Annotated in this window: 21 protein-coding genes and 1 pseudogene; 14 read left to right on the top strand and 8 right to left on the bottom strand. The window is 32.9% G+C overall.

Translation table 11 applies throughout. From position 1 onward, the window contains the following. From JMI89_RS11410 to JMI89_RS11400, 3 genes are all read left to right on the top strand, one after another. Window positions 1-527: hypothetical protein (locus JMI89_RS11410; protein ID WP_220680127.1), on the top strand; the 527-nt coding region annotated here is incomplete at its 5' end. Window positions 528-530: 3 nt separating this feature from the next. Beyond that, complete coding sequence (locus tag JMI89_RS11405) at window positions 531-965, top strand: hypothetical protein (RefSeq protein ID WP_220680126.1); 435 nt, start codon at window positions 531-533, stop codon at window positions 963-965. A gap of 9 nt (window positions 966-974) precedes the next feature. Further along, window positions 975-1,355, top strand: coding sequence for a hypothetical protein (locus JMI89_RS11400; protein ID WP_220680125.1), 381 nt, complete (start codon window positions 975-977; stop codon window positions 1,353-1,355). 45 nt (window positions 1,356-1,400) lie between these two features. On the opposite strand, the pseudogene JMI89_RS12155 reads toward JMI89_RS11400, so the two are convergent. Beyond that, a pseudogene (locus tag JMI89_RS12155) lies at window positions 1,401-1,520 on the bottom strand (SymE family type I addiction module toxin); the annotation flags it as partial. Window positions 1,521-1,646: 126 nt separating this feature from the next. Here JMI89_RS12155 and JMI89_RS11390 point away from each other — a divergent pair. Beyond that, window positions 1,647-2,309, top strand: coding sequence for a hypothetical protein (locus JMI89_RS11390; protein ID WP_220680123.1), 663 nt, complete (start codon window positions 1,647-1,649; stop codon window positions 2,307-2,309). Between the two features lie 2 nt (window positions 2,310-2,311). Beyond that, window positions 2,312-2,596 carry a hypothetical protein gene (locus JMI89_RS11385; RefSeq protein ID WP_065633440.1) on the top strand — a complete coding sequence of 95 codons (285 nt, stop codon included), beginning with the start codon at window positions 2,312-2,314 and terminating at the stop codon, window positions 2,594-2,596. Window positions 2,597-2,704: 108 nt separating this feature from the next. Here the strand turns inward: JMI89_RS11385 and JMI89_RS12150 are convergent, their stop codons facing one another. Continuing rightward, window positions 2,705-2,848: a SymE family type I addiction module toxin gene (locus JMI89_RS12150; RefSeq protein ID WP_187756223.1), complete on the bottom strand. Its 144-nt coding sequence runs from the start codon at window positions 2,846-2,848 to the stop codon at window positions 2,705-2,707. 569 nt (window positions 2,849-3,417) lie between these two features. Here JMI89_RS12150 and JMI89_RS11375 point away from each other — a divergent pair. After that, window positions 3,418-3,963 carry an RNA 2'-phosphotransferase gene (locus tag JMI89_RS11375; RefSeq protein ID WP_187756222.1) on the top strand — a complete coding sequence of 182 codons (546 nt, stop codon included), beginning with the start codon at window positions 3,418-3,420 and terminating at the stop codon, window positions 3,961-3,963. A gap of 869 nt (window positions 3,964-4,832) precedes the next feature. On the opposite strand, the gene JMI89_RS11370 is transcribed toward JMI89_RS11375, so the two are convergent. Further along, on the bottom strand, window positions 4,833-5,468 hold the full coding sequence (locus JMI89_RS11370; RefSeq protein ID WP_187756221.1) for an NAD(P)-dependent oxidoreductase: 636 nt from the start codon (window positions 5,466-5,468) through the stop codon (window positions 4,833-4,835). A gap of 227 nt (window positions 5,469-5,695) precedes the next feature. Between JMI89_RS11370 and JMI89_RS11365 the strand changes: the two genes are divergently transcribed. Next, complete coding sequence (locus JMI89_RS11365; protein WP_187756234.1) at window positions 5,696-5,977, top strand: helix-turn-helix domain-containing protein; 282 nt, start codon at window positions 5,696-5,698, stop codon at window positions 5,975-5,977. Window positions 5,978-6,061: 84 nt separating this feature from the next. Here the strand turns inward: JMI89_RS11365 and JMI89_RS11360 are convergent, their stop codons facing one another. After that, window positions 6,062-6,586 carry a hypothetical protein gene (locus tag JMI89_RS11360; protein WP_220680122.1) on the bottom strand — a complete coding sequence of 175 codons (525 nt, stop codon included), beginning with the start codon at window positions 6,584-6,586 and terminating at the stop codon, window positions 6,062-6,064. Between the two features lie 2,176 nt (window positions 6,587-8,762). Between JMI89_RS11360 and JMI89_RS11355 the strand changes: the two genes are divergently transcribed. Next, window positions 8,763-9,089, top strand: coding sequence for an SseB family protein (locus JMI89_RS11355; RefSeq protein ID WP_246415132.1), 327 nt, complete (start codon window positions 8,763-8,765; stop codon window positions 9,087-9,089). A gap of 63 nt (window positions 9,090-9,152) precedes the next feature. On the opposite strand, the gene JMI89_RS11350 is transcribed toward JMI89_RS11355, so the two are convergent. Next, window positions 9,153-9,683 (bottom strand): hypothetical protein, encoded by a 531-nt coding sequence (locus JMI89_RS11350; RefSeq protein WP_220680121.1) that lies wholly within the window; start codon window positions 9,681-9,683, stop codon window positions 9,153-9,155. A 192-nt stretch (window positions 9,684-9,875) separates the two neighbouring features. Between JMI89_RS11350 and treR the strand changes: the two genes are divergently transcribed. From treR to treC, 3 genes are all read left to right on the top strand, one after another. After that, a complete protein-coding gene (treR, locus tag JMI89_RS11345; protein ID WP_065733630.1) occupies window positions 9,876-10,832 on the top strand; it encodes a trehalose operon repressor TreR in 957 nt (318 codons plus the stop codon). A gap of 161 nt (window positions 10,833-10,993) precedes the next feature. Next, entirely contained in the window at window positions 10,994-12,421 is a 1,428-nt protein-coding gene (treB, locus tag JMI89_RS11340) for a PTS trehalose transporter subunit IIBC (RefSeq protein WP_220680120.1), read from the top strand. A gap of 69 nt (window positions 12,422-12,490) precedes the next feature. Further along, window positions 12,491-14,164, top strand: a complete 1,674-nt coding sequence (gene treC, locus JMI89_RS11335; protein ID WP_220680119.1) for an alpha,alpha-phosphotrehalase — start codon at window positions 12,491-12,493, stop codon at window positions 14,162-14,164. Between the two features lie 58 nt (window positions 14,165-14,222). Here the strand turns inward: treC and JMI89_RS11330 are convergent, their stop codons facing one another. The 3 genes from JMI89_RS11330 to JMI89_RS11320 form a co-directional block, all read right to left on the bottom strand. Further along, a complete protein-coding gene (locus JMI89_RS11330) occupies window positions 14,223-15,032 on the bottom strand; it encodes a helix-turn-helix domain-containing protein (protein WP_220680118.1) in 810 nt (269 codons plus the stop codon). 101 nt (window positions 15,033-15,133) lie between these two features. Further along, window positions 15,134-16,663: a DHA2 family efflux MFS transporter permease subunit gene (locus tag JMI89_RS11325; RefSeq protein ID WP_220680117.1), complete on the bottom strand. Its 1,530-nt coding sequence runs from the start codon at window positions 16,661-16,663 to the stop codon at window positions 15,134-15,136. Then, window positions 16,660-17,832, bottom strand: coding sequence for an HlyD family efflux transporter periplasmic adaptor subunit (locus tag JMI89_RS11320; RefSeq protein ID WP_220680116.1), 1,173 nt, complete (start codon window positions 17,830-17,832; stop codon window positions 16,660-16,662). Before JMI89_RS11320 ends, JMI89_RS11325 begins: the two co-directional genes overlap by 4 nt. Before the next feature lie 542 nt (window positions 17,833-18,374). Here JMI89_RS11320 and JMI89_RS11315 point away from each other — a divergent pair. From JMI89_RS11315 to JMI89_RS11305, 3 genes are read left to right on the top strand one after another with little or no spacing between them, the layout of a single operon-like run. Then, window positions 18,375-19,349 (top strand): ABC-three component system protein, encoded by a 975-nt coding sequence (locus JMI89_RS11315; RefSeq protein WP_220680115.1) that lies wholly within the window; start codon window positions 18,375-18,377, stop codon window positions 19,347-19,349. After that, complete coding sequence (locus JMI89_RS11310; protein WP_065558016.1) at window positions 19,333-19,581, top strand: ABC-three component system middle component 8; 249 nt, start codon at window positions 19,333-19,335, stop codon at window positions 19,579-19,581. The genes JMI89_RS11315 and JMI89_RS11310 overlap by 17 nt, the downstream gene beginning before the upstream one ends. After that, window positions 19,568-21,349: a DUF2326 domain-containing protein gene (locus JMI89_RS11305; protein ID WP_220680114.1), complete on the top strand. Its 1,782-nt coding sequence runs from the start codon at window positions 19,568-19,570 to the stop codon at window positions 21,347-21,349. Before JMI89_RS11310 ends, JMI89_RS11305 begins: the two co-directional genes overlap by 14 nt. Window positions 21,350-21,515 lie beyond the last annotated feature (166 nt).

The raw sequence follows: 21,515 nt of genomic DNA, 5'->3' as shown, positions 1-21,515 counted from the left end.
TCGGACAGACAATCAAACCAACCGAAGTGACAATATCCATTGACAAAATCAGCTTAAATCAGAAGAATGTGATTGAATTAAAGGAATTTAATGCTGAAAAGGGAATTCAGGAATTAAATCACAAAGCAACGTCTGGTGCATTTCTTACAACCGATCCAAATAAAACCACAACAATTTTAGGTACCTATATTGATGATACTCAATATATTATAAAAGAACTAAATTTAGAAAAATCGACTAACTTTGGTGCTAGAAAAGGAGGATTTAATTTACTTAATACACCAGATGAGCTATACAAAAACCCAATGCAATTTTGGAATGAGTATAATAAGCCTTGGTTAGATAATGTGATAAAACGAGGAGATAATATTATTTTGGCTACCAGCCCTATCGATTCTAAACTATACAAAACAAATAGAATAACAGGTACCAAAGAGCTTACTGGATTTGGTAGGGAATATTATTATTTGCTTGAGAATGGTTATAAATTTGATAGTAAAACTAACCAAATGATAAAAGGAAAATAGATTATGACATATCACTTTGATTTGATTATTAAAGAAATTTTTTTTGATTTAATTAAAAAGAAAAAATTAGAGGTCACTCTGGTTGATAATCAAACAGTTATGTTTAAGTCAAGAATTACACAGAATTATGTTGAATTTATTATGAGTCGAGATGGCGTCGATGTACTTTATATAATGCCAATTAATGAAATAAATGAAATACAGTATAATATTGGAGAATATATTTCCAATAAAATTTTACCTCAAGATAGGTTATATATTGATTTACATTACGAAACCTTTTTTGACAAAATAATTATTGAATTGAAAATACTAAATAATACTTTTAAAAGATTGGAAGGATTTATTTTTTCAACAGATAATTCTTGGTTAGAAGATTATAAAAATTCTCCTTATTTTGAAGAGCCTAGGATAATGAATTTTAACAATACCCAATAGGCAAATTAAATGAAAAATATAACTTTATGGTTAGAGAAAATAGAAAGTTTTTTAATAAATAATGGTGGTTCGGAACTTTATTATTTATTGAAGGCTATGTGTGAAACAAATAAAATAAATTTCTTAGAACTTATTTCTGATGCCTCAAAAGGATTAGGTGAAACTGTCTCTGAAGACATAGCTTATGTGTTAGATCAAGATTTAGATGACCCTAAAAAGTTTGAAGGAGCTATCTTTATTTTTGGAGACAGTGAAGGTTTTCCTATGCCTATAGAATTATTTATTTCTCTAATGCAAAAAGTATCGGAAGTACATATTCAAACACATCCTAATGAAAAAGATTCGATAGAATTTTATATGAATAAATTAAGAGAACGTTATTCAAAATAAGGGATAAATCCTCATATAGTAGTGGGAAAAATCAACCATTTATTGTTAAACTTGCAAATCAAGTTCAACAATCAACTTGCCCTGCTCAATCTTAATGATAACAGGGCTCCCCATATAAAATCCCATTTGCTCCAGCCACATGCCTTTAATGGTCAGTTGCGGTCTGGGGTTGGGCTTTGTGCCTTATGGAGCTGGTGCGTTGTTTGTGGTTGATTTAGCATAAATACTAGATAATTACTTTTACGGTGACCAGATTAAAGAAACGGTGCAGCACAGGTTGTGAGTGGTATCATGAGTCTTTGCGTCGCAGCGGCAGTTGGTAGAGCGGGGGTGGGGGCGCCATTAGCGGCGGTAATTGGCCTTGTGGCATTAGATAATATTCAGGCTGGTGCGCGTTTAATGTGGAGTAACGAGGTTACCGCGACCCACGGTGGCGAGTTGATAGAATGGTCAGGCTTATTGGCTAAAGGTTATGGTGAAATCGCCTATACACTGATTGATATTGGTTTAATCACCAAAGCCTCATCGGTAGTCAAAATGGCAACACAAACCGAAAATGTGATTAAACTGAACACAACAACCGCCGTAAAAGTCGGACAGACAATCAAACCGACCGAAGTGACAATATCCATTGACAAAATCAGCTTAAATCAGAAGAATGTGATTGAACTAAAGGAATTTAATGTTGGAAAGGGGAATATTAGTTCAGAAAAAGCTTTAAGTGTCAGTGAAAAAAGAGCTATAAAGGCACTTGAAGAACAAATACAGTTGCATGAAAAAAAATTAAAGGAATACATAAAAGATCCTTATTCTTTTGATAATAAAGACTTTTTAAAAAATGCTCCAAATGATGAAGTTAGGCAAAATATTATAAATAGTAGAATTAAACATTTAGAACATGAAATAAACACTTTTAAAAAGAATATAGATAAAATAAAAAAAGGGAAAGATTAGTTATGGGTATTGATTTAAATAAGATTGAAATTATATTTAATTTAATTATTGATAAATTGAAAAAAGATGGCATTCATAAAATATCTCTTGATGATGATTTTTATTGGAATATTCCATCAGATTTACTATATGACCCTTATAACAAACCAAATCAATTTGATATGGGACAACTAAGTGAAGATTATGATTTTTTATTAAATTCAATTGAGAAAGATATTATCATAAATGGAGATTTGAGAAAATTATCTTATCTTTTAAGATACATAGCAGATAAATTAGATCAATAAAACTAGATTTTCAGTAATGTTTAATCTTTTATTTCAATGTGTTCAACTATGCACAAGAAAACACCATAAAAAGATTGGATTATTATAGGTTATCTATATAACTAATAGTCAATGAATTGCAAATTCAATAATCAACTTGCCCTGTTCAATCTTAATGATAACAGGGTAGCCGACATAAAACCCTATCTGTTCCAGCCACCTGCCTTTAATGGTCAGTTGTGGTCTGGGGTTGGGTTTTGTGCCTTGTGGCATTAGATAATATTCAGGCTGGCGCCCTTACACCGGTTCTACTAACTGCCGCTGTGACGTAAAGACTCATGATACCACACTCACAACCTCAGCGGCACCGGTTATTCTCGGCAGATTTTCCACCACCGTTTCTTTAATTTGGTCACCGTTAAAGCAATTACCTAGTATTTACACATTAAAACGATTAGCGGTTGCTTTGAATGTCACCAGCAATTATTGCCTTGAAGGCACTCAAGGTGAAGCGGCTAAAGCCAGATTTGAAGATAGCGAGTTTTTAAAACTGTTTCAGAAGATTAAATCGTGATTAAGCTATTTTTAGATACTTTTTTACCAAGAAACAGATTCAACAGCTGACTGAATAAAGCACTGAAGTATAACAACAATCAACTACTATTGCTGTTCACAATTAACAATTAAGGGCAGATTGCTTTGAGCAATTTGGCTTTTATGTAGGCTGCCTGTTAGTTATCATTAAATCAAGCAAGGTAAGCTGGTAATAGAGATTGATTTGCAAATTTAAAAAAATGGTAGATTTCCCCCATTACTATGTGGTGATTATTCAAGGAATAAATATGAACAAACAACTAGATAAAATAAGTAAATTTTTAAGCTATATTTTGAGACATCAACCAGAAACTATTGGTATCACATTAGATTCTGATGGTTGGATCAATATTGATAATTTAATCATGCAAGCTAATCAACATGGAAAACCACTTACCAGAAAGTTGATTGAGCAAGTTGTTAAAACAAATGATAAAAAACGTTTTACGATTTCGGATGATGGTCTAAAAATACGTGCAGCACAAGGACATTCAACTCAACAAGTAAAGATAAGCTATATAGAACAGATGCCACCAGAGATTTTATATCATGGCACTGCAACCCGATTTATTGATTCCATTAAAAAACAAGGATTAGTCGCTGGCAGTCGCCATTATGTCCATTTATCTGGTGATGAGAAGACAGCTAAAAAAGTAGGAGAAAGACATGGTAAACCAGTAGTATTAAAAGTAAATACTCTGCAGATGTATCAACAAGGCTTTAAATTTTACTTGGCTGATAATGGTGTTTGGTTGACTAATGCTGTTCCTAATACTTTTTTAATATTTGACTAAATCTTATCTAACACTGATCGTTCTATTTAATATGTTGGGATGATTCTTCTTTGGCTAATTTAAACCAAGTTGAAAAGTTATCTAAACGGTAACGTTTCTTCAAAGATGGTTTTTACTCACGACAGCCATTAATCACCGGCAACTGAACTAATACCACCTGTTCTTGATATAATGCGGTTTTTAACGTATCCGAGACTTTAGCCGGGATTTTTGTCATAATAACTTTGATAAGGCAGACCGACTTGCTGTAGGATAGGTAAAAGTCTTTACAACTTTGGGGGCTGATAAGAGAAGGTTCTTGATGCCTGATCTCCCTCCCACATTAACCACTGCTTTTTTAACATCAGTTGATAAAGATTCATAGGCTTTGCTATTCCTTAGCGCGTTTATTATTAGAATGGTAGTTATGACTCTTTATACACGAATTCGGTTAGTTATAGTATGCCGCTTAGTGAAGGGCAAGCAAAAGACAGGCGCGACTCTACTTTTACCCTAATTACATAAAGTTATTTTATATGATCTGCTCCCATTTTAACGGAGATTTTTTAATAATAAAAAAGTGTCTCTGATGGGGCAAAATAGGATCGCCAATTTAAACAAGCTACAATTAACTTAGCAGAATAACGACATTTAATCCCATTGAGCTTAAAATATCGATAGCGTTCAAGTTTTTTGGTGGAAGCTAAAACAATCAAAATCACAGCAACGAATCATTATATTAGAATTTTATTTGATAATAATCATGAAATAATGATAACGAGAGAATGTATTTTGTTCATCGGACACCCATTTTGTTAAAATGAATGTCGATGCATAATAAGTAGCTTTCAGATTCAACTTAAACTTCTACAGTCAAGTACCGAAAAGGATTATTCCGCGACAACTGTAAAACGTTGTTTGATATGCTTAGCATTTTCAGCTTCGTCGATCATGGCAATGGCATAATCGGCATAGCTTATTTGGCTTTGTCCTTGCGAATTGAATAAGGCCTGCTCACCACCTGCTTTGTAGCGACCGGTTCTTGCGCCATCAGCAATAAACTCAATGGCTGGGCTTAAATACGTCCAGTTCACATCCTGACATTTTTTTAATTCATCTAGTGCTTTAGCCATATTATTGGCTAATGGTTTGAATTCATCAGGAAATTCTGGGGTATCAACTAAACGAATAGTATGTTCTGGATTAACATATAAACTACCCGCACCGCCAACAACTAATAAACGATTAGGTTTACCGCTTAAAATATCAGTAAGATGTTTTAAACTGGTTTGATGTTGAGGCAGTGATTCAAGACTCCATGTGGCAAATGCATCAACAATCACATCAAAAGGTTTCAAATCTTCATAAGTAAGTTCGAACAGATCTTTAACGAGAACTTTTGCATTAGGATCGACATGCGAATTTGGATTACGAACAATCGCCGTCACATCATGCCCACGCGCAATTGCTTCTTTAACGATTAAACTACCTGATTTACCACTCGCACCAATGACCGCAATTTTCATGGTCTACTCCTTTAATATTATCAAAATAAAATTTTGGTTAACACTTTTTGACTTAACATGTTGATCAAAAAATGAATATATTTAGATTAATATTCAAAGTTTCCATTGTAAAGTAGGTACCATATAGTAATATAGTATCTATTTAGTAACTATTGCTGAATTTTAAGGAAATTATCAGCGTGTTAAGTAATGAAAATTTACCACCTTGCCCCGTAGAAACCACATTAATGCTAATGGGCGATAAATGGAAAGTCTTAATTGTTCGTGATTTATTAACAGGTACAAAACGTTTTGGTGAATTAAAAAAATCACTTAATGGCGTGTCACAGAAAGTATTAACGCAACATTTACGTGCTATGGAAAAAAATGGTTTAATTACTCGCAAGGTTTATGCCCAAGTACCACCTAAAGTGGAATATACTTTAACCGATGTTGGACAAAGTTTAAAACAGGTTCATGATGCTATGTTAGAGTGGGGGAAGGCTTATAAATTAAAAAAAGAGTATTAAAAAGGGGAAATCAACTTTGTATTTTACCCATACCAAAATATCAGTTAAGACTGATTGTTTCACAACCTATTTCCCGCGATAATATTAATAATATAGGTAACAACCAAAATTAAATTCGCCTGGTTTGGAGTCTGCTTCTCGACCAATAAGGAAGATACGTCTAAAATATTCCTGATCAGTTGTTGAAGTGAAATATTTTACATATGGACTCTTCCAGCGAAAATCGTTAAATTCAGCCGGAGTGGGTTTAGCTCCGATTGATTTGGCAAATTTCTCCATATCACCTTTAGCAACGGCAAAGAAATCAAAGCCATAATGATAGTTTCCTAAATATTTAACAGTTTGAAATGTCACATTCAACATTTTCAATGGTTTGGCAAAGTGATATATATAATTTGGATTGTACTCACTAATTTTAGTAACCGTAATCCCTTCTTTAGCAAACGCCCCAGGGGAAGTATTAAATATTAAAGATTCTGGAGACTGATGACATAGCAAAGTATCTTTAAATTGATTCATGATGGATTTAGCTTTATCTGCCACTATGCTATAGCCTGATACCGTAAACATGAGAAGTGTATAGACTAAAAATTTATTTTGTGATTTCATGTTAAATTCTCAATAGTTAATTAAGCATAAAGAAATTTTTATTATAAAAACAAGTTTTTCGTTCGGTTTAAAATAGCATTTTATTTGTTAATGCGACTATACAAGGTATCTAATACTTCTCAAGTATATTCAGCTTTGTAATTTTGTATTCGATAATTTTTAAATGCATAAATAAAAATCTAACCCAGATTTTTTAATAAATCTTTTAATATTAAATGAAATTCAAGTGATTCTATATCTATCCAAAATGTTATCTTTAAGTAAATTTTCAATTTGTTTGAAAATTTTATTTTAGTATAAATTTGATGAATAGCATTTAGATGTTAATTTTTAAACTTATTTATTATCAATTAAAAGAGCATTGTTGAAGAATATTTCTCTATTAAAATTTAATTTATGAAAGAAACTATAAGGCATAGCATATTTTTCATCTAAAAAAGTAAATCGCATTAATGTTAAAATCATCGTAGATACTCAGTATTTTTTCAGAGTTTCTCTTAATTTATTGAATTTTAGTATTCATAATGACAATTTTTTGTTTTCCTCTTTTGGATCATTGATAACGGTGATGCTAAAGTAAATGAATTAAATAATCTAAGCAGTTATAATCAATTGATATAATGCTGATTTAGATTCGACTGTCAATCAGTTAATAACTAATCCCTAACTGACAACATATTATATGTATTCGATAAGATCCTACACCAGAAACACAAAATAGCTGTTTATTATGTCAAAAATGGTTAGATTATTAGTGAAAATCATTATTGTCACAATAACTGGAATAATTAAACTTTACAAAAGTAATAGTATTCGTTAAATAATGCAGGGTAAATAAGAGTTTAATTACAAACCATTAGCAACCAAGTTATAAGAATGTCAATGCAGGGGAATTGTTTATGATGACTTAGCGGTTAGAAAAATAAAAACAGCTTGTTATATATTCAAGATTGCCAGACTATACACCTCAATTATCATTACCATGTAATTGAAAACATCACATAACTTCACAAAAGTAATAGTATTCGTTAAATAATGCAGGGTAAATAAGAGTTTAATTACAAACCATTAGCAACCAAGTTATAAGAATGTCAATGCAGGGGAATCGCTTATGATGACTTAGCGGTTAGAAAAATAAAAACAGCTTGTTATATATTCAAGATTGCCAAACTATACACCTCAATTATCATTACCATGTAATTGAAAATATCACATAACTTCACAAAAGTAATAGTATTCGTTAAATAATGCAGGGTAAATAAGAGTTTAATTACAAACCATTAGCAACCAAGTTATAAGAATGTCAATGCAGGGGAATTGCTTATGATAACTTAGCGGTTAGAAAAATAAAAACAGCTTGTTATATATTCAAGATTGCCAGACTATACACATCAATTATCATTGCCGAGCAATTAAAAAACCCATACAACTTCACAAAAGTAATAGTATTCGTTAAATAATGCAGGGTAAATAAGAGTTTAATTACAAACCATTAGCAACCAAGTTATAAGAATGTCAATGCAGGGGAATTGTTTATGATGACTTAGCGGTTAGAAAAATAAAAACAGCTTGTTATATATTCAAGATTGCCAGACTATACACATCAATTATCATTGCCGAGCAATTAAAAAATCCATACAACTTCACAAAAGTAATAGTATTCGTTAAATAATGCAGGGTAAATAAGAGTTTAATTACAAACACTCAGCAACCAAGTTATAAGAATGTCAATGCAGGGGAATTGCTTATGATGACTTAGCAGTTAGAAAAATAAAAACAGCTTGTTATATATTCAAGATTGCCAGACTATACACCTCAATTATCATTGCCGAGCAATTAAAATCTTCATATAACTTCACAAAAATAATAGTATTCGTTAAATAATAAAGGGTGAGCAAGTGGTTTAGAGATACCAAAACAGCTATTTATCCATTAAAGATTATAAAACTATAAACATCAATGATAATGTCACACGAAAAAAACATGTAACTTTACAAAAGTAATACATTTAGTTAAATAATAAAGAACTATTTATGAGTTTTGATATTAATAATCCAGTAACCAATCCAGAACTTAACGATGCATGGCAAAGATATGATGAACAACCGACATCTGAAAAAATAAAACAGCTCTTTTTAATACGTTAAAAGCTGCTAAATTATTAGTGCCAATTATTATGGAATTACCTGATAATATTAAACGCAATAAAGATAACTCCCTTACCTTACAGCAAGGTACGATAATTTCATTTGTGGCAATCAATATTGTTAACAATGAATCCTTTTTTCCAATATTTATGAACTGGGATGAATTAAGAAAATGGCAAAATGTTGCAGATCAACAAACTCCAGTCGTCAACTTAACCGATTACCAAGCAATACTTGACGAATCAAACGGATATCATGGTATTGCAATTAATCCGTTTGGTAAAAGTTTCATTATTGATCGTGCTATGTTAGCGTGGGGAAGTGCTTATAAATCAAAACAAAGTGCTAATAAATAGGTTTATACATAAGTAATGTTAGTAAACTAATAGCATGATCTTCATTAAGCAAAAAAATTATGGCTAATTAGCCTCAAATTTAGAACATATGAAATAAAATTCATCCGGCTTTGAATCTTTATCCTGACCAATAACGATTGTATCTGGGTAGAGATTATTGTCGGTAATCGGGGTAATTTCCTTTCGGAATATGTCGGTATCATCCAAAGGAATGGGTTCTTCACAGCTGCGTAATATAGGGTTAACCTCAGTCAATTTAGCGAACTTGTACATATCACCTTTGGCTTTAGCATAAAAAGATGTGACAAAATTATCGCTTTCATAACGAATCATATTAACCCATACATTCTTAACTTTGATAGGTTGCTCAAAATAGTATTCGATTTCATTTATACTATCTCGTTTTTTTATAGTAATTTTTTGTTTTGCAAGTTCAGCAATGATCTTTTTATCTTCTATGGCAAAAGGCTTTGACTGACATAATAAAGCTGATCTAAATTGTTCTGTTATAGTCTTCGTGTCATCACTAGACGCATAGCCAGATAAACTCAAAAAAAATAGCGTGTAACCTAAAAGTAAATATGATTTTTTCATAATTCATTGTCTATATGAGGTTATTAATGCTTTGTTGATTCTGTTTTATTCCTCTGTCAAATCTCAATCTAATTATAAATGAAGAATAAGTAATAGTTAATAATTTTGATATTAACTTACTAGCCACCCTATCGCCATTTTGTTAAAACTATATTACTATGATTTAATTGATTTTCATTATAAAAATTGATTATGAATAAGCCATCACCGAATTTAACCATTAAAGATATTGCCAAATTGAGCGGGGTGAGTAAATCCACTGTTTCGCGAGTTATTAATCACGACCCAATGGTGAAGGAATCGACACGTAATAAAGTGATGGCAATTGTTGAACAATATCAATTTACCCCATCCAAATCAGCTAGAGCAATGCGTGGTTATGGTAATAAAGTGATTGGTATAATTGTTACTCGCCTTGATTCCATATCCGAAAATCATGCAGTTCGAAACATGTTACCTGTTTTTTATGCAAATGGTTATGATCCGATTATCATCGAGAGCCAATTTAGCCCGCAAAAAGTCGAAGAACACCTGACAATGTTAAAAGAAAAGCAAGCTGACGGTGTAGTGATTTTTGCTTTTACAGGATTGAATAGCTCTCGACTGACATTTTGGCAAGATAAATGTGTGGTTATTGCTAGGCCTTTTTCTGATTATACTTGCATTTGTTATGATGATGTAGGGGCGGTAAACAAAGCATTAACCTATTTATATCAAAAGCATAAAAAAATTGGCTATATTGGTATTACTAAACAAGATCAGACTACTGGCGAATTACGCTACCAAGCGTATACTAATTTTTGTCATACTCATAAACTTAAGCCAAATGCGGTGCTTGGCAAATTAAGCTATTATTCTGGTTATGAGCTTGCCGAGTCAGTATTGGTTGATTCACCAACAGCAATCATTTGTGCTACCGATTCAATTGCTTTAGGCCTAAATAAGTTCTTATCTGAAAAAAATATCAATAATATTGTTGTTATTAGCATTGGTAGTAGTGAGCTGCTTAAATTCTTGTTTACCAAAACGATTACTGTCGATCTTGGTTTTGATAAAGCTGGTACTTATGCTGCAAACGAGTTATTGCAAATACTACAAAGTGGAGCAAAACCTAAAATTATTACGGTTCCTTCCCAAATACTCATTTAACTATTTTTGAGTGATATATTGCCTAAATTGTGAGGTTTATCACAAAAAGGGAACGTTCCCATTTATTTAAATAATAATTCAATTTATGCTTAATTGTTACCAAATTAGGGTCGAAATAATTAAAAAATTTTGGCTTAAATTGAAAATAAGGAGACTTAACAATGGCAAAAGCACCTAAAGTTTCAACAAAATCAATTATGCAATTGATTGAACTTGTTGGAGGAAAAGAAAACATTGCTAGTGTTACCCATTGTTTGACAAGATTAAGGTTTGCGCTTGCTAATCCCAAATTAGCCAATGTTGAAGCGATTGAAGGATTGTCTTTTGTCAAAGGATGCTTTAATAATGCCGGGCAGTTTCAGGTTATTATTGGAACGGATGTTGATAGTTATTACAAGTTATTGATTGAACAATTAAATATTGACGAAGCGACCAAAGAGCAAACAAAAGCCGCAGCTAAACAAAATATGTCATGGTTTGAACGGTTAATCTCAAATTTAGCTGAAATTTTTGTACCATTATTACCTGCAATGATTGCGGGTGGTTTATTACTCGGCTTGCGTAATGTAATTGGTGAAATGCCAACTATTAACGATAAACCGCTTACTGACACGTATACTTGGTTGGTACCTATACATAGTTTCCTTTGGTTACCGTGTGAAGCGATTTTCCACTTTTTACCGGTGGCTATTTGCTGGTCTACAGTCAAAAAAATGGGCGGTTCTCCTGTGTTAGGGATTGTTTTAGGCATAACATTGGTTTCTCCACAACTGATGAATGCTTATAATCTAGGGAAAATCGTTCCTGACGTGTGGGATTTTGGTTGGTTTACGATTCAAAAAGTCGGCTATCAAGCACAAGTGATTCCATCTATTTTTGCCGGTTTGGCATTGGGATGGATCGAAACTCGATTACGTAGAATTGTCCCTAATTACCTAACTTTAGTGATTGTCCCAATCGTATCACTACTATTAGCCGTCGTCCTTGCACATTTTCTTTTAGGACCAATCGGACGAATGTTAGGCAATGGTATTGCTTATGTGGTTAAATATTTAATGACTGGTGATTATGCCTTCATTGGTTCGGCAATTTTTGGATTCTTTTATGCACCGTTGGTTATTACTGGAATTCACCATACTACATTAGCTATCGATATGCAGATGACAGAAAGTATGGGCGGTACACCGATTTGGCCAATCATTGCTTTATCCAATATTGCTCAAGCTTCAGCCGTTGTTGGCATCATTTTGATCAGTCGAAAACATAATGAGCGCGAAGTTTCCATTCCTGCTGCTATATCCGGCTATCTAGGTGTTACTGAGCCAGCTATGTACGGTATAAACTTACGCTATAAATTCCCAATGTTTTGTGCCATGGTCGGTGCGGCTAGTGCTGGATTAATCTGTGGTTTATATGGTGTATTATCTAATGGTATCGGTGTGGGGGGATTGCCCGGTATCTTATCAATAAAACCTGTTTATTGGTCAATTTATGCCTTAGCAATGCTAGTAGCGATTATTGTTCCAATCGCATTAACTATCATTGTTTATAAAATAAAACAGAAAAAAGGCACACTAAATATCCAATAATGATTATAAATAGTAATTCACCCATTTTATGTGAATTTAATTTTACTGATTAAAAATAAAGAGTAAGCAATGAATAAAATAGATATCCCGTGGTGGCAAAATGGTACTATCTATCAAATCTATCCCAAAAGCTTTCAAGCCAGTGGCGCGGGTTCAACGGGGGATTTATTAGGCATTATCAGCCGATTAGATTATCTGAAAAATCTGGGCATTAGTGCGATTTGGTTAACGCCAATTTATCCCTCTCCGCAAGTTGATAATGGTTATGATGTATCGGATTATTATGATATTGATCCGGCTTATGGCACGATGGACGACTTTGAATTATTGGTGAAGCAGGCGCATGAACGTGATATCCGGATTATGATGGATATGGTATTTAACCACACTTCAACAGAGCATCCATGGTTTAAATCGGCCTTAGATAAAACCAGCCCATTTCGATCGTTTTATATTTGGAAAGACGCCAAAGCTGACGGATCAGAACCCAACAATTGGCGATCTAAATTTGGCGGCAAAGCCTGGCAGTGGCATGAGCAATCAGGACAATACTATTTACATCTATTTGCAAAACAGCAAGCCGATCTCAATTGGGAAAATCCAACCGTCCGCCAAGAGATTAAAAACGTCTGTCAATTTTGGGCGGATAAAGGGGTTGATGCATTAAGGTTGGATGTGATCAATTTGGTTTCTAAACAGCAAGACTTTCCGGATGACGTACAAGGTGACGGACGAAAATATTATACGGATGGCCCGAAAATACACGAATTTTTACAAGAGTTAAGTCGGGATGTTTTTCAACCTAATGGTTTAAAAACAGTGGGTGAAATGTCGTCTACTACGCTTGAAAACTGTCAAAAATATGCCGCATTGGATGGCAAAGAGTTGACCATGACGTTTAATTTTCATCATTTAAAGATTGATTATCCAAATGGGGAAAAATGGACGCTGGCTAAACCCGATTTACTTGAACTCAAAAAGATACTTGGCTATTGGCAAATGGGTATGCACGGTAAGGCGTGGAATGCGATTTTCTGGTGTAATCACGATCAACCTCGCATTGTGTCACGTTTAGGTAACGAAGACCAATACCACAGCGAATCGGCCAAAATGCTGGCAATGATTCTTTATGGACTACAAGGCACGCCGTATCTTTATCAAGGTGAAGAAATTGGGATGACCAATCCCCATTTTACCGATATTTCGCAATATAAAGATGTGGAAAGTCTTAACATCTATCAAGAAAAAATTGCCGAAGGGATGTCAGAGTCTGATATGTTAGCGATTCTTGCCAGTAAATCCCGAGACAATAGCCGAACGCCAATGCAATGGGACAACACCGCCAATGCCGGATTTAGCCAAGGTAAACCTTGGATTGAGGTGGCAAACAATTACCCGAAAATTAATGTGATGGCAGCGCTTGACGATCCTAATTCCATTTTTTATTGCTATCAAACTTTAATCAAATTACGAAAAACATACCCGATCTTTATTTTCGGTGACTATCAAGATCTAACGCCTGATAATGCTGATTGTTGGTGCTATGTCAGACATTGGAATAATCAAACGTTACTTGTGATAGCCAATCTGACCGAAAATACGGTTAAATGGCAATTGCCTAAAGCATTGGAAAATAGTTCTTGGCAAAAGTTGTTGAGTAATTACTCAAATCAAACAGTGCTCGAAGGTGAAATGGTATTACAGCCTTATGAAGCAACGTATTTGTTGCACGAAAATAATTAGCAATTTTTAACATACTAAAATTAACGCAGAATTGAATGGTTCAGCTGGGTCTGGTGAGTTATTTTTCTGCTGGCTTATGCAAACAATAAATATGTTTACCATGTTTATTGTTTGGCAATTTTTGATTATAAATTAACGCTCGTTTCAGCTCTGAGGGTCTTAATCCGAAACTTGCAACACAAGTTCGGCTAAAGTGAGCTGAATCGGCAAAGCCCATATTATTAGCTAACGTTGTTAAAGTTGCCGATGCGTCAAGCGTGTTAATAACATCACGCAATCTTTTCCATAACAGGTAGCCTCGGAAATTGATACCTAGATTTTCTCGAAATAGATGTAAAAAACGACTTTCGGATAAATAAATTTTATCAGCAATTTCTTTTGAGGATATCTGTTTTACCGGCAATAACGAAATTATTGAGGTCGCTTTAACTATGCGACTATCTTGCCGACAAAGACAACTTGTATTAGGGCGATATAATAAATTAACAATATGCTCGATATCGAATACCTGTTTATTTTCAATAGTATGTATAAAATATTTTGCCAGTATTGAGGCTTCTTCACGCGATAAACGATAAATAGGATCGTTTTCGGTAAAATGTGACAACAAATGAAAATAAGGCGCGTCGGGTTCGAGTAAAAAATTGATAGCGCAAGTTGTATTTAATTTATGTGACAGATTTGAACGAATAATAAAACCAAATTCACGATACTTTTTATCTTCTGTTTCTAAACTTAAAAAAATATCGTTTAGTGATATCGTTAATTGTAAACAAGGATGGCGATGAAAATCGGTATTAACGTTATGGAGAAAGTACAAAGTTGCTGAGTCTTGTTCATCTAATTGAATCACTGAATCAATATGCAAAATCCGCTCTCCTGCTTATTTTATATCTGAATACTATACCACTGATTGATACTTTACTCCTGCCACAAAATAAAAATCACGTTGATTTAATTAGCCAAGTATCAATTAACCTTCACCGAAGATTTTGCTAACCATACTATACCAATTAAACCTAAAAATATCATACCATATAGCCAAAAAATTTCATTAATGCCAATTAATAAACCTTGATTGGTAATCTGTTGTGCCAACATAGCTGATACTTGCATGTTAGATAAATCTAGTTGATTGAATTGTTGATAAGTGTAATTTAATGTTTGGGAATTTTGATAAATTATATCAGTCAATTGACTATGATGAATCACTTCACGACGCTCCCATAAAGTAGCGGTTAACGAGGTACCAACTGATGTCGACAACGTTCTAAAAAAGTTAAAAATACTGCCGGCAATTGCTAATTTATGAATGGGAATATCAGATAAAATAATAATATTTAAGGGCATAATAAAACACGCTATCGCAAAACCTTGATAAAACTGCGGCCATGCTGCATCAGCAAAAGTCATGTTTGATTCAAATGTATATGCTCGCCAAAAAAAACAGAGTGCAAACACAATAAAGCTAAACGTCACCACTTTACGCATATCAACATTTGAAGCAAATCGGCCAATTATTGGCGCAAGAAAAATAGGAACCAAACCAATTGGCGCCAACACTAAACCGGCGTAAGTTGCAGTATAACCAAACACACGTTGTAATAATTGTGGTTGAATAACCAGCGTGCCAATATGGAGTAAAAATGCCAAACTGATACAAATTGTGCCAATGGTAAAATTTCGGGATTTAAAAACGGATAAATCAATAATTGGATAATCTGTTGTTTGTTCCCAAATAATAAAATAACTAATAAAAACAACAGCTAATACAGAAAGAATAATAATCTGATTAGAATTAAACCAATCAAGCTCTTTTCCTCTATCTAATACCAGTTGTAAACATCCCACGCCAGCTATAAATAAAACTAATCCAATCCTATCAATGGGTAATTTGCTGGTAGCCGTTTCACGATCTTTTAATAAAAGGTGAACACCAAACCAAATGATGATCCCGAAAGGAATATTGATTAAAAAGATCCATCCCCAAAAATAATTATCACTAATCCAACCACCTAGAATTGGACCACAGATTGGCGCAATAATAATTGTCATTGACCATATGGCTAATGACATATTTTTTTTGGCCGGCGGGCAATACGCTAATAGCAAGCTTTGCGATAGAGGGATGATTGGTCCAGAAACCATACCTTGCAATAATCTTGAAAAAATCAGCATTGCTAAACTATTTGAAATACCACAAAGCCAAGAGGTGACTACGAAAAATAAGATAGAATAAGTAAATAATTTCACTTCACCAAAACGCTGAGCTAACCATCCCGTTAAGGGGATCGAAATAGCATTAGCAACGGCAAAAGAGGTGATAACCCACGTTCCTTGCGAATTTGAAGCACCAAGATTACCCGTAATGGTTGATAACGCCACATTAGTAATTGTTAAATCCAAAATCTGTAAAAACGCGATTACCGCTAATAAAATAATTAGTAAGATAAATCTGATGCCAGTTAAAGGCAATGAGGACGCTTTACTTTGATTCATTGAATAATCTGCGTAGCGTAGAAATTGGTTTTTACAATATCCTCAACGAGCTGCTCAAATTCAGTTTCATCAAAAGAAAGTGAATCCGTTTGATATTTTATCGTCTTCGCTGGAATATCGGTTAAAAGCTTACCTGACGTATCATGCGTATCCACATTAACATTCATTGATAAGCCTATACGTAATGGAAATTGTTTAAGTTGCGCTTTGTCTAATTCAATCCGTACCGGTAAACGTTGAATCACTTTGATCCAATTTCCTGTCGCATTTTGTGCAGGTAGCAAAGAAAAAGCGCCACCGGTGCCCATCGCAATACCACTTATCTTTCCTTTATACTCAACTTTTTCACCATAGTAATCACTTTCTAAGGTAACTGGTTGACCGATACGAATATCGTTTAACTGTACCTCTTTAAAATTTGCTTCTACCCATACTTGATCTAATGGAACAATAACCATTAAACGCTCACCTTTAGTCACTTGTGTACCAACTTGGACACTTCGCCTCGCGACATACCCAGTTACAGGTGCGGTGATTTTGGTTCGCTTTAAGTTAAGCCAAGCTTGTTTTAATTTAAAAATTGCTTGCTGAATACTTGGTTGTTCTAATAATGGCGTTTTCATTAGTAGCGCATTATTAATGGCTAATTCATGCTGAGATATCTTTAAATCATTAATAGCAAAATCGACATCTTGCCTTGCATGAATAATCTCTTCTTTTGAAATGACTTTTCGTGACCAAAGATTCTCCCGGCGTACAAGATCTTGCTTAAGTTTGTCTAACGTGACTTGTTTTAACTGAATGCTGGCTGAAAGTTTTTCATTTGTGATCTGAATTTGATGCAACTCTCTAATCGCTTTGATTAACGCATTTTTGGCATAACCAAATTCATTTTCTGCATCAACTGCATCAATCGTTGCTATCACATCATTTTGTTGAATAAAATCGTTATTATCGACATTAATCGTTAATATTCCACCATTTACTTGCGCATCAACCGGGACCTGATTACCCATAACATAGGCATTATCCGTTGATTGATTAAATCGACTAAACATAAACCAATAAACGCCATAAGCCAAAGCAAAAAAAAGAAATAATAGCGTTAATATAATCAGCTTCTTTTTACGTTTAATTGGGTGCGGTGGCGAATCTATCTCTTTATCCATACTTTTATCCGTCTAACTACAACATAATTGAGGGTAGAAAACAGTAGTATTAGATAGATAATTGGCTTTGTCTTGAATAAAGTAGCTAACTTGATTTTAAATTGATATAGCTGATTTATTTGAATGAATCTTGGTTAATATATCGACTATAGGATGTAGAAAGCAAAAACAGCAGTTAAAATTCTATAATTGCGATTTTAAAGAGAAATCATTTAACGTGCTTATTGAAACGGTATAGACTCCTCAATATTTTTTACAAATTAAATAGTTTGGGTTATTTGTGTTTTTTCTTTTTCTGTCATCTTGGTAATTTCCTCTAAGATAAAACAATTAGTATTCGAATTGCATGCATTACTGTAAAACAATTATGGAAATTGATACTAAAGAAGTTCAGAAGATTCTTGGAAAGAAAACGGTAAAAGCTCAAAAGTAATAAGTATCAAAAATGCGAGCTTGCTCGTAAAATAATAAACTTATTATTGTTATGTATATAAACACAGTTATAATGTTTGGCACTTTTAGTAGTAAGGAATACATATATCATGAAATATGCTTATGAAGATATGAGTGATGAACAATTTGAAAGATTAGTTGTTATTATTTGCCAGCATATAATGGGTATTTCTACACAAGGATTTGCTAAGGGTCCTGATGGTGGGAGAGACGCTAAATTTATTGGTACTGCCGAATTATTTCCCAGTAGAAGTTCACCTTGGGTTGGAACAACAATTATTCAAGCCAAACATACTAATGGCTATAATCGTAATTGCTCTGAATCTGATTTTTATAATAAAGAAAAGAAAACTAACCCCAATACCGTAATTGGTGGTGAACTGCTTCGTATCAAAAAGTTAAAAGATAAAGGTGAGCTGGATAATTATGTCTTGTTTACTAATCGTCGTTTAACTGGTAATGCAGAGAGTGAAATATGTAAAACGATTTCAGACTATATTGAAGTCGATATAGCATCAGTAAAGATCATAGATATTAATCAGATAGAACTTTATCTTAAACGATATCCTGAAATAATGAGAATCGCTGAGCTAGATCCTATCGATAGTCCGTTAATTGTTAGTCCTGACGATTTAGCAGAAGTTATCCAGGCATTTGCAAATCAAGCGCGAACACTAGAAAGAAGTATAACCAATATCAATATAGAGCGAACCACTTACGCTAGAAAAAATCAGCTAAATAATATGACTGAGGCTTATGCTAATGAGCTTAAGCGGCGTTACTTAAAAGACGTTAATGAAATTGAATCTTTTCTATCTTTAGCTGAAAATACTGCACTACGTGAACGTTATGAACTTGCAGCAGAAGAGTTTTGCTTAAATATTATTGCAAAAAGAAAAGATTATCAGACTTTTGATCACATAATGAATTACTTATCAAAGTTATTAGTTGATAGAGAGCCAATTTTGAGGCAAGCTAAACACAAACGATTAGTGAATGTCATGTTGTTTTTTATGTATTGGAGTTGTGATATAGGTGAGAATGAAGATGCTAAGACCCAATAAACATACTCACCCGGATAAGACTATTATTAACATGTCTTTTTTATTACTTTATTATATTAAGAAAAAGAGACTAGAAAAATATGATGGTTTATTAGAATATGCTAAAAAGTCAGTTGAAGGTGGTCAATTTTTATTTCTACCTGCACTTAATCTTCTTTTTTTATTAGGGTTAGTTGAGTATCATGCAAAAACTGACTCAATCGAATATGTGGGGATAAATGAAACTATCTAAATTATATTCAAATAAACCAGATTTATTTGAAACTATTATTTTTTCATCAGGTTTGAACGTAATTCAAGCTGAAATTCGCTTTCCTGAAAATAAGAAAAAAGATACCCATAATTTAGGTAAATCGATATTAGGCAAATTACTTGATTTTTGTTTTTTATCTCAAAAAAAATCAGAATTCTTTTTATTTAAACATGAACAACTATTTAAGCAATTTGTGTTTTTTTTAGAGTTGGTATTAGAAGATGGTTCTTACCTCACTATTCGTCGCAGTGTTACAGATGCAACACGTATCAGTATAAAGAAACACACCGATTCACACCAAGATTTTACGCAATTAGCACATTGGGATCATGAAAATGTACCATTTGATAAAGCGAAAGAGATTTTAGACAGTATATTAAATTTTTATTTGATTAAACCATGGCAATATCGCAAAATTTTAGGTTATTTATTACGTTCTCAAGATGATTACCGTGATGTTTTTCAATTAAGAAAGTTTGCCTCTAAACATAAAGATTGGAAACCTTTTCTTGCTCATATTCTTGGTTTTAATTCTGATTTAATTGTAAAGCATTATGAACTAGAAGCTAAACTTAAAGATGCACAAGATAGAGAAACGATAGTAAAACAAGAGTTAGGTGGTTCAATTGAAGATATAAGCCGGATTGATGGGCTTTTATTATTAAAACAGCAGGATGTTAATGAGCGGCAACGCCTGTTGGATAAGTTCGATTTTCACTCAGTGGATCAAGCAAAAACTAAAAAACTCATTGATGAATTAGATTTGCAAATAGCTACATTGAATAAAAATCGCTACTCATTGGATTTTAATCGAAAAAAGATAGAATTATCTTTACAAAAACAACAAATATTATTTGATCCTGATGAGGCTGAAAGCTTGTACAAAGAAGCCGGTATTCTTTTCCCTGAACAATTAAAAAAAGATTTTAATCAACTTATTAAGTTTAATCGCGCTATTACAGAAGAACGCCATAAATATTTAAAAGAAGAACTATCATCAATAAAAAAAGAGCTAACAAATATTAATCAAAGATTATTGCAATTAGGTGAAGAAAGAACACAAACTTTATCATTTTTAGGTGAAACAGATATTTTTGATAAATATAAACAAATATCTAATGATTTAATTACCTTAAAAGCTGATATTGCTTTTTTAGAAAAACAAAAAGAATTTATTCACAAATTGCAAGCTCTTAAGACCGAAATTAGATTATTAGATAAGCAATCTCAAAAAGTTCGGATTGATATGGAAAAAGATTTAGATACGCAAAATAAACAGGAAACAAGTTTATTTTCCGAGACTAGGTTGTATTTTAATCGCATTGTTGAAGATGTTATTTCTCGTAAAGCGTTACTCAGCGTTAATATTAATCAAAAAGATCATCTCGATTTTAATGCTGATATTTTAGATGAAACGGGTCGCTCAACAAGTGCTGATGATGGTCATACTTATAAAAAATTGTTATGTGTCGCTTTTGATTTAGCTATAATACGTAGTCATCTTAAAGATAATTTTCCTCGTTTTGTTTACCACGATGGAATATTTGAATCTTTAGATGACAGAAAAAAGATAAATCTTCTTAATGTGATAAGACAATACTCTAATTTAGGTATTCAACAAATTATTACTGTAATTGATTCAGATATTCCGCTTGATAGCGATATTTTCTTTGATAAGAATGAAATTGCATTGATATTACATGATGAAGGGATACAAGGACGATTATTTAAATTACCATCTTGGTAATTAAATTAATACGAAACATCATTGAATAAATTTAATTACCACTGTTTTTTGTTTACATTGCTTTGAGTATTTACTAATCAAAATATAATATAATTTAGCTTTTTTATAGCTTCTCTTATTAAAAAACTAGGGCTTGTAGTTAATTACATCTAATTTCGAAAAAAAA

Origin of the sequence: Frischella sp. Ac48, from assembly GCF_019641635.1 — a bacterium.
Classification (GTDB): Bacteria; Pseudomonadota; Gammaproteobacteria; order Enterobacterales; family Orbaceae; genus Frischella; species Frischella japonica.
Note: the sequence above shows the minus strand (reverse complement) of the source record. Positions and strands in the feature narration are given on the sequence as shown.